Below are 13172 nucleotides of genomic sequence, written 5' to 3'. Positions count from 1 at the left end.
CCACCAAGAGACCGGTGCAGTTTCAGCAACCCTCACATGTCGTCAAAGTACCGCTCATGCCAATCCACCAACGGCTGCGGCGAGTTGAGCTTCTGCCCGTAGATCACCGAATACGACAGCACGTTCTGCACGTACTGGCGGGTCTCGTCGAACGGGATGGATTCCACCCACACATCGAAGCTCAGGTGCTTGGCACCTTTGAGCCACTGCCGCACCCGCCCTGGCCCGGCGTTGTAGGCCGCCGACGCGAGTACCCGGTTGCCGTTGAACTGGCTGTGCACCTGGCTCAGATAGGCGGCGCCGAGCTGGATGTTCTTGTCCGGGTTGAGCACCTGTGCCGGCGATGCCAGGGGAATGCTGAACTTGCGCGCGGTTTCCTTGGCGGTGGAGGGCATCAGCTGCATCAGGCCGCTGGCGCCCACCGGGGAGCGTGCATCCTCCATGAAGGCACTCTCCTGGCGGGTAATGGCGAATACCCAGCTCGAGTGCAGGCCGCGGACCTTGGCTTCACGCACCAGGGTGTCGCGGTGGGCCATCGGGAAGCGGATGTCCAGGTCGTCCCAGTACTGTGCCTGGCTGATGGTACGAATGGCCGGGAAGTACCAGCGCAGGTCGTAGCCCAGGCGCGCCTGGGCGACCATTTCGTCACGGTTGAAGTGGCGGCTGACGTGGTACCACTCGCGGCGGCCTTCGACGATCTGGCCGCGGGCATGGAACTCCAGCGCGCGGCGGATGCCCGGAGTGTTGCGCACCTTGTTGACCAGCTGCGGGCTGAGTACCAGCGGCTTGTTGTTCAGCTGGTAGGGGGTCTGTGCCCGGTCGGCGGCGAGGAAGCCGTAGAAGTCACGCTCGCGCGCCACGTTCTTGTACAGCAACGGCACTTGCGGGTTGTTCGGCTGCGCCAGCTCCAGGCTGCGGGCTTGCCAGTACTTCCAGCGGCTGCTGCTGGCCAGGTCCTGCGGCAAGCGCTTGGTCAGCTCGTAGGCGTCCTCCCAGCGGCCCAGGCGCAGCAGCAGGCGCAGGCGCCACTCGCTGACGGTGTTATCGCGCAGCTCCGGGTCGTAGCGGGTCATCAGGTCGAGTGCGCGCGGGTCGTAGCGACGGGCCAGGGTAAGGCCGATCTCACGGGCGATCGCCACCTTCTCGTCGCGGGAAAAATGCATGCGCTGGGCGTAGTCGTCGAGCAGCGCCATGGCCCGTTCCGGGTCCTGCCGGGCCAGGCGACGCAGGCCGAGGCTGACCACGTCGGACATGGCTTCGTTGGCCGGGGTGAAGCGCGACGGCTGATTGAGCAGTTCGGGCTTTTGCGCCACGTCGACCAGCAGGCGCCCTTGCGGGCCGAGGGTGGTCAGGGTCTGGACCAGATTGTTGGCCAGGCTGTAGTTGCGCGCCTGGGCCGCCAGCTTGGTGCGTTGCCAGCGCTTGGCCTCGGTCAGCTGGCCTTCGGCTGCCCACATGGCGAACAGCGTGTCGCAGGTGGCCGGCTGCGACTTGCCGACGTTCCATAGCTTGTCGGCGGTGGCGTAGCCCTCGGCACGCAGGCCATGGCTGAGCTGGTACTGGCCGTTGAGGCAGTCCAGTTCGGTGAAGTTGAGCTTGGGGTCGTAGTACTTGACGAAGGTATCCCAGTCGCCGCGTTCGGCCAGCCAGCGCAGCCAGCGCAGCTTCATCCAGTTGGCCTGGGGCAGGTCGCCATGCTTGGCGAGGAAGTCTTCGATTTCCTGGTTGCTGGCGCTTTTCAGGCGCGCGGTGAGTTCGTCATAGGCCAGGTAGGGCGTCAGCGGGTAGTCGCTGAGGGCCTGGGCATAGCGCAGGTACGGGCCCTTGTCGCCCTTGGCCAGCGCGCGCTTGGCCTCGTCATAGTATTGGCGTTGCAGGGTAAGGTCGGCGGCCTGCGCCGCGCCGGTGGCGGCGGTGAGCAGCAGGCAGGATGCAATGTGTAACAGGCGGCTGCGCATGATACGTCCGGGCAGTTGAACCATGGGGAAGTGACGGCGGAGCCAGCACTGTTGGAAGCTATAGCCTTAGCTTAGCCGTTTGCCGGCGGCGGGTGAAAGCACTGTGCTTGTATCGGGATATTAAGTTCGACCAGTTGTCGCCCAACCCGCGTCTGCCGGCCAGGCAGATGCCGTCCGGGGCCAAGTCAGGTAGAATGCGCGCCCGATTTATGGAGACCAACATGACCCTGCTCAAATTCAGCGATGTGTCCCTTGCATTCGGCGCCATGCCGCTGCTGGACCACGTGTCCTGGCAGATCGCTCGTGGCGAGCGGGTGTGCATCATCGGCCGCAACGGCACCGGCAAGTCGAGCATGCTGCGCCTGGTCAAGGGCGAGCAGAAGGGTGACGACGGCGAGATCTGGCGTGCCCCGGGGCTGAAGATCGGTGAGCTGCCACAGGAGCTGCCGGTGGCCGACGAGCGCACGGTGTTCGACGTGGTGGCCGCCGGCCTGGATGGCGTCGGCGAGTTGCTGGCGCAGTTCCATCACCTGAGCCTGAATATCCAGGGCGATGAAGACCTGGAAAAACTCATGCACGTGCAACACGAGCTGGAAGCCCGTGACGGCTGGCGCCTGCAGCAGGTGGTGGAAAGCACCCTCAGCCGCCTGCAGTTGCCGGCCGACAAGACCCTGGCCGAGCTGTCCGGTGGCTGGCGCCGCCGTGTGCTCCTGGCCCAGGCACTGGTGTCGGAGCCGGACCTGCTGCTGCTCGATGAGCCGACCAACCACCTGGACATCGGTGCCATCGCTTGGCTCGAAGAGGCCCTGCGCGGCTTCAACGGCGCGGTGCTGTTCATTACCCACGACCGGTCCTTCCTGCAGAACCTGGCCACCCGCATCCTCGAGCTGGACCGTGGCGGCCTGATCGACTGGAACGGTGACTATGCCAGCTTCCTGGTGCACAAGGAGGCCGCGCTGGCCGCCGAGGAAACCGCCAACGCGCTGTTCGACAAGCGCCTGGCCCAGGAAGAGGTATGGATCCGCCAGGGCATCAAGGCCCGCCGTACGCGCAATGAAGGCCGGGTGCGCGCACTCAAGGCTTTGCGTGTGGAGCGCAGCGAACGCCGCGAGCGCCAGGGCAAGGCCAACATCCAGATCGAGGCGGCGGAAAAGTCTGGCAAGCAGGTGATGGTGCTGGAGAACGTCAGCTTCCATCACCCGGACGGGCCGATGCTGGTGAAGGATTTTTCCATGGTCCTGCAGCGCGAGGACCGCATCGGCCTGCTGGGTGCCAACGGTACCGGCAAGACCACCTTGCTCAAGCTGATGCTCGGCGACCTGCAGCCGACCTCGGGCAAGGTCGAGCGCGGGACCAAGCTGGAAGTGGCCTACTTCGACCAGATGCGCCACCAGCTCGACCTGGAAAAGACGGTGATCGACAACCTGGCCGAAGGCCGCGACTTCATCGAGATCGATGGCCAGAACCGCCACGTGCTGAGCTACCTGGGCGATTTCCTGTTCAGCCCGCAGCGTGCCCGTACGCCGGTCAAGGCGCTGTCCGGTGGCGAACGCGCACGGCTGTTGCTGGCCAAGTTGTTCAGCAAGCCGGCCAACCTGCTGGTGCTGGACGAACCGACCAACGACCTGGACGTGGAAACCCTCGAGCTGCTCGAAGAGGTGCTGTCCAACTACAAGGGTACCGTGCTGATGGTCAGCCACGACCGGGCCTTCCTCGATAACGTCGTCACCAGCACCCTGGTGTTCGAGGGCGAGGGCAAGGTGCGCGAGTACGTGGGGGGTTATGAAGACTGGATCCGCCAGGGTGGTTCGCCGAAGTTGCTGGGCGTGACCGAGAGCAAGGGCGGCAAGTCCGAGCTCAACAGCGCGGTGGTCGAAAAGGTCGAGGCCAAGCCTGCACCGGCGCCGGTTGTTGCGGCGGCCGATGCCTCGAAGAAGAAGCTCAGCTACAAGCTGCAGCGCGAGCTGGAGATGCTGCCTGGGCAGATCGACGAACTGGAGCAGCGCATGGCCGAAGCTCAGGAAGAGGTGAATGCGGCGGGCTTCTATCAGCGGCCGATTGCGGAAACCTCGGCAGTGCTGGCGAAGATCGAGAAGCTACAGGCCGAGCTGGATGTGCTGGTCGAGCGCTGGGCCGAGCTGGAAGGCTGATCGGCGTCAGCCTGGGCCGGCGTCTTCGCGGGCTTGCCCGCTCCCACAGGTCCTCCACAGATTTTCAGCTCTGTGCAGTCCCTGTGGGAGCGGGCAAGCCCGCGAAAGGGCCGGTACAGGTCAAATCATTCTTTTTTCTGCAGCCTTACCGCCAGCACATCGCACGGCGCGCCATGCAGCACATCATTGGCCGTGGAACCCAGCAGCAACGCCAGCCCATGGCGGCCGTGGCTGCCGACCACGATCAGGTCGCACTTCTGGTCCTTGGCCAGCTGGTGGATTTCCTGGCGCGGCTGGCCATAGGTCAGGTGCGAGTCGCCGCGGTGGATGTCCGGGTACTTGTTGAACAGGCGTTCCATGCGCTCCTTGGCCTGGTCGAACTGCTGCTGTTGCAGTTGCGACAGGTCCATGGGTACGTCACCGCCGAACGCCATGGCCATCGGCTCGACGATATGTACCAGTGAAACCTTGGCATTTGACGGTGTCGCCAGCGCCATGGCGCGTTTGATCACCGGGTCGCATTCTTCGGTCAGGTCGACGGCGACCAGAAGATGTTCGTATTGCATGAGCGGAACTCCTGACAATCGCGATAGAAGAAGTATGGTCGCTTTCGGGCGGGTCTTCCGTGAAAAATGGCTAACCGGCTCATTTGCAACGTTTTATGGGAACTACTGATATGACGGTATTGCTGGTGGTGTCAATCCTTGCGCTGATTCTCAGCCCGCTTTCCTGGTTGCGCACCTCGCGCAAGCAGAGCGAGCAGATGAAGCTGCGCCTGGAGGCGCGGCGCATGGGCCTGGCCATGCAGTTGGCGCCGCAGCAGTGGCCGCACTGGCTGGAAAGGCCAGCGCCAAGCCCATGCCCGCAATACCATCGGGCGCGCCGTCGCGGGCATGAGGACAGCTTCAGCTTCTGGCAGATCAGCCCCGGGGTGTGGTGGAACCAGTGGCGCGAGCCATGTGAAGACCCACGGTTCATGGAGCCCTTGGCGCGCTTGCCCGCGAGCGTCTACAAGGTCGAAGCCGATGCGCGGATGATTGCCCTGTACTGGACCGAGCGTGGCGATACGGCTGTGTTGCAGGATGTTGCCTACGTCCTCGAAACGCTGGCCTGAGGCCTGTCATGCACGGGCCCTGTAGGAGCGGCCTTGTGTCGCGATGGGGCGCGCAGCGGCCCCGGTTTTTTGCGCCATAGCTGAAATTGCCGGGGCCGCTCTGCGGCCCATCGCGACACAAGGCCGCTCCTACAAGGCTATGCGGCGCTGTGGAACCTCTGTAACGACAAAGCGGCGGCTTGGCATTCCCCTGAAGGGATAGGGTGCCAAGTCGCCGCTTTGCGTTCTGCTGCGCAGAAAAGGCCAGGCAGGCCGGGTATTCATCAAGCAAGTGGCAGTGTAGCCGCCAGGCATTGTCGCGCAAGCTGAAAAACACCGCGCTTCACCGTCGCCTATGGTCAATCGCTGACATGAATGGTCAGCGATCACTGTCATCATGTTTTGTACCTGAGCGATACAAAATGACTGGAAAGTCGCGTTTTCACCCGGCTCGTGAGCATTTGACAACGCCGATCTTTTCGGAGAATGTGTGCACACCCAAATCAAACGGGCGTATGAATTGAGCGTTTGTATGTCAGCGCGCCAAGCCATACTTCCGAATAGCGCGCTGACGGGTGTGCCTGGGGCAGGGCAGCTAGGCCTGCTTTTGCTGCAGCGATCGGCGTGTACGTTCAGCTTCCATATCGTGGAGATCAGTTGATGATTTACGAAGGTAAAGCCATCACGGTTAAGGCTCTTGAAAGTGGCATCGTCGAGCTCAAGTTCGACCTCAAGGGTGAGTCCGTCAACAAGTTCAACCGCCTTACCCTGAACGAGCTTCGCCAGGCCGTCGATGCCATCCAGGCCGACGCCTCGGTCAAGGGCGTGATCGTCAGCAGTGGCAAGGACGTGTTCATCGTCGGCGCCGACATCACCGAGTTCGTCGACAACTTCAAGCTGCCCGAGGCCGAACTGGTCGCCGGCAACCTGGAAGCCAACCGCATTTTCAACGCCTTCGAAGACCTCGAAGTGCCGACTGTGGCCGCCATCAACGGCATCGCCCTGGGCGGTGGCCTGGAAATGTGCCTGGCCGCCGACTACCGGGTCATGTCCAGCAGCGCCAAGATCGGCCTGCCGGAAGTCAAGCTGGGTATCTACCCGGGCTTCGGCGGCACCGTGCGCCTGCCGCGCCTGATCGGTCCGGACAATGCCATCGAGTGGATCGCCGCCGGTAAGGAAAACCGTGCCGAAGACGCGCTGAAAGTCGGGGCTGTGGATGCCGTTGTCGCGCCTGAACTGCTGATGGCCGGTGCGCTCGACCTGATCAAGCGCGCCATCAGTGGCGAACTGGACTACAAGGCCAAGCGCCAGCCCAAGCTGGAAAAGCTCAAGCTCAACGCCATCGAGCAGATGATGGCCTTCGAGACCGCCAAGGGCTTCGTCGCTGGCCAGGCCGGCCCGAACTACCCGGCACCGGTCGAAGCCATCAAGACCATCCAGAAGGCCGCCAACTTCGGCCGTGACAAAGCCCTGGAAGTGGAAGCAGCAGGCTTTGCCAAACTGGCCAGGACCTCGGTTGCCGAAAGCCTGGTCGGCCTGTTCCTGAACGACCAGGAACTCAAGCGCAAGGCCAAGGCCCACGACGAAATCGCCCACGACGTGAAGCAGGCGGCCGTGCTCGGCGCCGGTATCATGGGTGGCGGCATCGCCTACCAGTCGGCGGTCAAGGGCACCCCGATCCTGATGAAGGACATCCGCGAAGAAGCCATCCAGCTGGGCCTGAACGAGGCTGCCAAGCTGCTTGGCAACCGCGTCGAGAAGGGCCGCCTGACCCCGGCCAAGATGGCCGAGGCGCTCAACGCCATTCGCCCGACCCTGTCCTATGGCGATTTCGCCAATGTCGACATCGTCGTCGAGGCGGTGGTCGAGAACCCGAAGGTCAAGCAGGCCGTGCTGGCCGAAGTCGAAGGCCAGGTGAAGGACGATGCGATCCTCGCCTCGAACACCTCGACCATTTCCATCAACCTGCTGGCCAAGGCGCTCAAGCGCCCGGAAAACTTCGTCGGCATGCACTTCTTCAACCCGGTGCACATGATGCCGCTGGTGGAAGTCATCCGTGGCGAGAAGTCCAGTGACGTGGCGGTCGCCACCACCGTGGCCTACGCCAAGAAAATGGGCAAGAACCCGATCGTGGTCAACGACTGCCCGGGCTTCCTGGTCAACCGCGTGCTGTTCCCGTACTTCGGCGGTTTCGCCAAGCTGGTCAGTGCCGGTGTCGACTTCGTGCGTATCGACAAGGTCATGGAAAAGTTCGGCTGGCCGATGGGCCCGGCGTACCTGATGGACGTGGTCGGCATCGACACCGGCCACCACGGTCGTGACGTGATGGCCGAAGGCTTCCCGGACCGCATGAAGGACGAGCGTCGCTCGGCCGTCGACGCCCTGTACGAGGCCAACCGCCTGGGCCAGAAGAATGGCAAAGGCTTCTACGCCTACGAAACCGACAAGCGCGGCAAGCCGAAGAAGGTCGCCGACGCCAGCGTGCTCGACGTGCTCAAGCCGATCGTCTTCGAGCAGCGTGAAGTCAGCGACGAAGACATCATCAACTGGATGATGATCCCGCTGTGCCTGGAGACTGTGCGCTGCCTGGAAGACGGCATCGTCGAAACCGCTGCCGAAGCCGACATGGGCCTGGTCTATGGCATTGGCTTCCCTCCCTTCCGCGGTGGCGCGCTGCGCTACATCGACTCGATCGGTGTGGCCGAATTCGTTGCCCTGGCCGATCAGTACGCCGACCTGGGGCCGCTGTACCACCCGACCGCCAAGCTGCGTGAAATGGCCAAGAACGGCCAGCGCTTCTTCAACTGAGCGGTCAACCAGCTAGAGCGAGAGATTTGATATGAGCCTGAATCCAAGAGACGTGGTGATTGTCGACTTCGGTCGCACGCCAATGGGCCGCTCCAAGGGTGGCATGCACCGCAATACCCGCGCCGAAGACATGTCGGCGCACCTGATCAGCAAGCTGCTGGAACGCAACGACAAGGTCGACCCGAAAGAGGTCGAGGACGTGATCTGGGGCTGCGTCAACCAGACCCTGGAGCAGGGCTGGAACATCGCCCGCATGGCCTCGCTGATGACCCAGATCCCGCACACCTCCGCAGCGCAGACCGTCAGCCGCCTGTGCGGCTCGTCGATGAGTGCGCTGCACACTGCCGCCCAGGCCATCATGACCGGTAACGGTGATGTGTTCGTGGTCGGTGGCGTGGAGCACATGGGTCACGTCAGCATGATGCATGGCGTGGATCCCAACCCGCACCTGTCCCTGCACGCCGCCAAGGCCTCGGGGATGATGGGCCTGACTGCGGAAATGCTCGGCAAGATGCACGGCATCACCCGTGAGCAGCAGGACCTGTTCGGCCTGCGTTCGCACCAGCTGGCCCACAAGGCCACGGTCGAAGGCAAGTTCAAGGACGAAATCATCCCGATGCAGGGCTATGACGAGAACGGCTTCCTCAAGGTATTCGACTTCGACGAAACCATTCGCCCGGAAACCACCCTCGAAGGCCTGGCCTCGCTCAAGCCGGCGTTCAACCCCAAGGGTGGTACCGTCACTGCCGGTACCTCGTCGCAGATCACCGACGGTGCCTCGTGCATGATCGTCATGTCCGGCCAGCGCGCCATGGACCTTGGCATCCAGCCGTTGGCCGTCATCCGTGCCATGGCAGTGGCCGGTGTCGACCCGGCGATCATGGGCTACGGCCCGGTGCCATCGACCCAGAAAGCCCTCAAGCGTGCCGGCCTGAGCATGGCCGACATCGACTTCATCGAACTCAACGAAGCCTTCGCTGCACAGGCCCTGCCAGTGCTGAAAGATCTGAAAGTGCTCGACAAGATGGATGAGAAGGTTAACCTGCACGGCGGCGCCATTGCCTTGGGCCACCCGTTCGGTTGCTCCGGGGCACGGATTTCCGGCACCCTGCTCAACGTCATGAAGCAGAATGGCGGTACTCTGGGGGTGGCGACCATGTGTGTCGGCCTCGGCCAAGGTATCACCACTGTCTTCGAACGCGTCTGATCGCGTTGAGGGACAGCGACCGGGGCCTTGTGCCCCGGTTTTGTTTTTTTCAGGTTTTTTTCAAGAGGGTGGGCAACATGCAGATACAACCAGGCATATACCGGCATTACAAAGGGCCTGAGTACCGTGTCTTCAGTGTTGCACGGCACTCCGAAAGCGAAGAGTGGATGGTGTTCTACCAATGCCTGTATGGTGATTACAGCTTCTGGGTACGGCCACTTTCGATGTTCCAGGAGTCCGTCGAGGTTGACGGCGAGCAGGTGCCACGCTTTGCTTTGGTCAAGGCCGAAGAGGGGCTGTCCGGGCTGCCGGGCAAGTCGCAAGCGTGATAGTCCGAACTTGACCTCGCACTTTTGCCACTATATATAGCGGTGCCGCGTCTGGCACCTGACGCGTTTTTTATCTTCAGATTCAGGAATACTCCGATCCATGGGCAAATCGCTGGTCATTGTGGAATCCCCGGCCAAGGCCAAGACCATCAACAAGTACCTGGGCAACCAGTACGTGGTGAAGTCGAGTATCGGCCATATCCGAGACCTCCCCACCAGCGGTTCGGCCAGCGCCAGCAAAGAGCCGACCGCCAAGCGTGGCAAGGCCGCGGGTGAGGCTCCGGCGCTGTCGCCGAAGGAAAAGGCCCGTCGCCAGCTGGTCGCACGCATGGGCGTCGACCCTGACCACGGCTGGAAGGCCAAGTACGAGATCCTGCCCGGCAAGGAAAAGGTGATCGAAGAGCTGCGCCGCCTGGCCAAGGATGCCGACACCATCTATCTCGCAACCGACTTGGACCGCGAAGGAGAAGCCATTGCCTGGCACCTGCGCGAGGCCATCGGCGGCGACGACAGCCGCTACAAGCGCGTGGTGTTCAACGAAATCACCAAGAAGGCCATCCAGGATGCCTTCTCGCAGCCGGGCGAGCTGGATATCGACCGGGTCAATGCCCAGCAGGCGCGGCGCTTCCTTGACCGTGTGGTCGGCTACATGGTCTCGCCTCTGCTGTGGGCCAAGATTGCCCGCGGCCTGTCCGCCGGCCGTGTGCAGTCGGTGGCGGTAAAGCTGGTGGTGGAGCGCGAGCGCGAGATCCGCGCGTTCATCCCCGAAGAGTACTGGGAAATCCACGCCGACCTGGGCACGGCCAAGAACGCCAAGGTGCGCTTCGAAGTGGCGCGCGAGAAGGGCGAGGCCTTCAAGCCGCTGAACGAAGCCCAGGCCATGGCTGCGCTGGCAAAGCTCAAGGCCTCCAGCTACAGCGTGGTCAAGCGCGAAGACCGCCCGACCAGCAGCAAGCCGTCGGCGCCGTTCATTACCTCCACCTTGCAGCAAGCCGCCAGCAACCGCCTGGGCTTCGGTGTGAAGAAAACCATGATGATGGCCCAGCGCTTGTACGAAGCCGGCTACATCACCTACATGCGTACCGACTCGACCAACCTGTCGGCCGACGCCTTGGACATGGCGCGCAGCTACATCGAGCGTGAATTCGGCAAGCAGTACCTGCCGGATGCGCCGCTGGTGTATGGCAGCAAGGAGGGCGCCCAGGAGGCGCACGAAGCGATTCGTCCTTCCGACGTCAACACCCACCCGACCAAGCTCAGTGGCATGGAGCGTGACGCCGAGCGCCTGTACGAGCTGATCTGGCGTCAGTTCCTGGCCTGCCAGATGCCGCCGGCGCAGTACCTGTCCACCAGCGTCACCGTGGCTGCTGGCGACTTCGAGCTGCGGGCCAAGGGCCGTATCCTCAAGTTCGACGGTTACACCCGTGTGCTGCCGCAGCAGAGCAAGCCGGGCGAAGACGATGTGTTGCCGGAGATGGTCCAGGGTGAAGCGCTGAAGCTGATCCAGATCGACCCGAGCCAGCATTTCACCAAGCCACCGGCACGCTTCACCGAAGCCAGCCTGGTCAAGGAAATGGAGAAGCGCGGCATCGGCCGTCCGTCGACCTACGCGGCTATCATCTCGACCATCCAGGACCGTGGCTATGTGACCCTGCACAACCGCCGCTTCTACTCGGAAAAGATGGGCGACATCGTCACTGAGCGCCTGTCCGAGAGCTTCTCCAACCTGATGGACTACGGTTTTACCGCCGACATGGAAGAGAACCTCGACGACGTGGCCCAGGGTGAGCGTGACTGGAAGAACGTGCTCGACGAGTTCTATGGCGACTTCAGCAAGAAGCTGCAGACTGCCGAGTCCAGCGAAGACGGCATGCGCGCCAACCAGCCGACCATGACCAACATTCCGTGCAAGGAATGTGGCCGCCCGATGATGATTCGTACTGCCTCGACCGGCGTATTCCTCGGCTGCTCGGGCTACAGCCTGCCGCCGAAAGAGCGCTGCAAGGCTACCGTTAACCTGGTGCCGGGCGATGAGATTGCCGCCGACGACGAGGGTGAATCGGAATCCCGTGTGCTGCTGGGCAAGCACCGCTGCCCGATCTGCGCCACGGCGATGGATGCCTACCTGCTGGACGAGAAGCACAAGCTGCACATCTGCGGTAACAACCCGGATTGCGCCGGATATGAGATCGAAGAAGGCAACTATCGCATCAAGGGCTACGAAGGGCCGAGCCTGGAGTGCGACAAGTGCGGCAGCGAGATGCAGTTGAAGACTGGCCGTTTCGGCAAGTTCTTCGGTTGCACCAACCCGGCCTGCAAGAACACCCGCAAACTGCTCAAGAGCGGCGAGGCAGCGCCACCGAAGATGGACAAGGTGGATATGCCTGAGCTCAAGTGCGAGAAGGTCGACGACACCTACGTGCTGCGTGATGGCGCTTCGGGGCTGTTCCTGGCTGCCAGCCAGTTCCCCAAGAACCGTGAGACGCGTGCGCCGCTGGTGCTGGAAATCGTGCCGCACAAGCACGAGATCGATCCTAAGTACCACTTCCTGTGCGATGCACCGCAGAAGGATCCGGACGGCCGGCCTGCGGTGATCCGCTACAGCCGCAAGACCAAGGAGCAGTACGTGCAGTCTGAAGTCGATGGCAAGCCGACCGGCTGGAAGGCGTTCTACGACGGTGGTGCCTGGAAGGTTGAAGACAAGCGCTGATCCTTCAGTGCTGTGATTGGGGCCGCTTTGCGGCCCTAATCATTTATGATGCAGCTATCCGCCTTGCAGCCTTATGGGAGGGCACCGAGATGGCCCAGGAACTCTACACCCGCACCAACCAGAAACTGTTCTTCGCCGGCCTCGCCCTGGAGTCCATGGCCAAGGCCGAGCAAAGCCAGGCGATGAACGCCCAGGGCCTGGTCCAGGCTGAGCGTGAATCGGCGCTGTTTCACCTGTACGGCGCGCTGCTGGGGCTGTGCCATGAGATTGGTGGCTTCTACCGCTTGCCTGTCGTTGCTACTGTCGAGCAAGCGCTGGCCGACGACGCCCTGAACGGCATCGCCATCCCGGAAGTGGCCGAGCTGCTGGAACTGGCCCGCCAGCGTGAAACCTGGCTGGCACAGATGCTAGGTGCTTATGCCGATTTGTTCCGACCACCGGTCGCGAAGAAAACACCGAAAACCGATGTTACCCAGCCGCTCATTCAGGCCGTCAATCTCGATGAACCCGAGCATCCGGCGCTGTCACGTGCGGAATTGGAAAGCTGGCGCAGCAACCTCAAGGGCCTTGTAAGACGTTTCCGTGATGCGTTGAGTGAGTGCTGATAACCGCTACGGCTGGTACAATGCTGGCCTTTCGCGGAGAACTGCCATTTATGTCTACGTCGTTTCTGGAAATTGTCGAGTTGCCTGATGGCCGCATCGAACTGCGTCGCGCCGAGGATGAGGGCTCTCTGGTAACCTTGGATTTCTCGGAAGACGCCAAGGCGTTCCTGCAGGGTCAACATGTGGAAGTGGCCAAGGCCATGCTCAGTGTGGGCGTGCAAATGGCCGGTCGCCTGATGGATGGCGAACTCGAGCGCGATGAGGGGCCGCGCGTGCTGCACTGACAGGCAGCGCGGCATCAGGTGTCATGTA

At 62.5% G+C, this 13172-nt stretch carries 10 protein-coding genes; 8 read left to right on the top strand and 2 right to left on the bottom strand.

Annotation, left to right across the window (positions count from 1 at the left end; all coding sequences use genetic code 11):
* Positions 1 to 32: 32 nt before the first annotated feature.
* Positions 33 to 1958, bottom strand: coding sequence for a transglycosylase SLT domain-containing protein (locus tag JKP78_RS15210; protein WP_186690633.1), 1926 nt, complete (start codon positions 1956 to 1958; stop codon positions 33 to 35).
* A gap of 221 nt (positions 1959 to 2179) precedes the next feature.
* Here JKP78_RS15210 and JKP78_RS15205 point away from each other — a divergent pair, with 221 nt between their 5' ends.
* Positions 2180 to 4108, top strand: a complete 1929-nt coding sequence (locus JKP78_RS15205) for an ATP-binding cassette domain-containing protein (protein ID WP_170029087.1) — start codon at positions 2180 to 2182, stop codon at positions 4106 to 4108.
* A 125-nt stretch (positions 4109 to 4233) separates the two neighbouring features.
* Here JKP78_RS15205 and JKP78_RS15200 read toward each other — a convergent pair whose 3' ends face one another.
* Positions 4234 to 4674, bottom strand: a complete 441-nt coding sequence (locus JKP78_RS15200) for a universal stress protein (RefSeq protein ID WP_186678717.1) — start codon at positions 4672 to 4674, stop codon at positions 4234 to 4236.
* A 110-nt stretch (positions 4675 to 4784) separates the two neighbouring features.
* Here JKP78_RS15200 and JKP78_RS15195 point away from each other — a divergent pair, with 110 nt between their 5' ends.
* The 7 genes from JKP78_RS15195 (at position 4785) to JKP78_RS15165 (ending at position 13144) form a co-directional block, all read left to right on the top strand.
* A complete protein-coding gene (locus JKP78_RS15195; RefSeq protein ID WP_170029089.1) occupies positions 4785 to 5222 on the top strand; it encodes a hypothetical protein in 438 nt (145 codons plus the stop codon).
* A gap of 639 nt (positions 5223 to 5861) precedes the next feature.
* Positions 5862 to 8009: a fatty acid oxidation complex subunit alpha FadB gene (gene fadB / locus JKP78_RS15190; RefSeq protein WP_200626910.1), complete on the top strand. Its 2148-nt coding sequence runs from the start codon at positions 5862 to 5864 to the stop codon at positions 8007 to 8009.
* A gap of 31 nt (positions 8010 to 8040) precedes the next feature.
* Entirely contained in the window at positions 8041 to 9216 is a 1176-nt protein-coding gene (fadA, locus tag JKP78_RS15185; RefSeq protein WP_200626909.1) for an acetyl-CoA C-acyltransferase FadA, read from the top strand.
* Positions 9217 to 9293: 77 nt separating this feature from the next.
* Positions 9294 to 9545: a DUF1653 domain-containing protein gene (locus tag JKP78_RS15180; protein ID WP_186690497.1), complete on the top strand. Its 252-nt coding sequence runs from the start codon at positions 9294 to 9296 to the stop codon at positions 9543 to 9545.
* Between the two features lie 100 nt (positions 9546 to 9645).
* Positions 9646 to 12255 (top strand): type I DNA topoisomerase, encoded by a 2610-nt coding sequence (topA, locus tag JKP78_RS15175; protein ID WP_200626908.1) that lies wholly within the window; start codon positions 9646 to 9648, stop codon positions 12253 to 12255.
* Positions 12256 to 12344: 89 nt separating this feature from the next.
* Positions 12345 to 12860, top strand: a complete 516-nt coding sequence (locus tag JKP78_RS15170; RefSeq protein ID WP_031324481.1) for a DUF6586 family protein — start codon at positions 12345 to 12347, stop codon at positions 12858 to 12860.
* Positions 12861 to 12910: 50 nt separating this feature from the next.
* A complete protein-coding gene (locus JKP78_RS15165) occupies positions 12911 to 13144 on the top strand; it encodes a hypothetical protein (RefSeq protein ID WP_004376430.1) in 234 nt (77 codons plus the stop codon).
* Positions 13145 to 13172 lie beyond the last annotated feature (28 nt).

This window comes from Pseudomonas sp. LAM2023 (assembly GCF_016620375.1).
Classification (GTDB): domain Bacteria; phylum Pseudomonadota; class Gammaproteobacteria; order Pseudomonadales; family Pseudomonadaceae; genus Aquipseudomonas; species Aquipseudomonas anuradhapurensis.
Note: the sequence above shows the minus strand (reverse complement) of the source record. Positions and strands in the feature narration are given on the sequence as shown.

Excerpts from the sequence above, each read along its gene's own strand:
- JKP78_RS15210 (WP_186690633.1), bottom strand. The coding sequence starts at position 1,958 with ATGCGCAGCCGCCTGTTACACATTGCATCCTGCCTGCTGCTCACCGCC.
- JKP78_RS15205 (WP_170029087.1), top strand. The coding sequence starts at position 2,180 with ATGACCCTGCTCAAATTCAGCGATGTGTCCCTTGCATTCGGCGCCATG.
- fadA (WP_200626909.1), top strand. The coding sequence starts at position 8,041 with ATGAGCCTGAATCCAAGAGACGTGGTGATTGTCGACTTCGGTCGCACG.
- JKP78_RS15170 (WP_031324481.1), top strand. The coding sequence starts at position 12,345 with ATGGCCCAGGAACTCTACACCCGCACCAACCAGAAACTGTTCTTCGCC.
- JKP78_RS15195 (WP_170029089.1), top strand. The coding sequence starts at position 4,785 with ATGACGGTATTGCTGGTGGTGTCAATCCTTGCGCTGATTCTCAGCCCG.
- JKP78_RS15180 (WP_186690497.1), top strand. The coding sequence starts at position 9,294 with ATGCAGATACAACCAGGCATATACCGGCATTACAAAGGGCCTGAGTAC.
- JKP78_RS15165 (WP_004376430.1), top strand. The coding sequence starts at position 12,911 with ATGTCTACGTCGTTTCTGGAAATTGTCGAGTTGCCTGATGGCCGCATC.
- fadB (WP_200626910.1), top strand. The coding sequence starts at position 5,862 with ATGATTTACGAAGGTAAAGCCATCACGGTTAAGGCTCTTGAAAGTGGC.
- JKP78_RS15200 (WP_186678717.1), bottom strand. The coding sequence starts at position 4,674 with ATGCAATACGAACATCTTCTGGTCGCCGTCGACCTGACCGAAGAATGC.
- topA (WP_200626908.1), top strand. The coding sequence starts at position 9,646 with ATGGGCAAATCGCTGGTCATTGTGGAATCCCCGGCCAAGGCCAAGACC.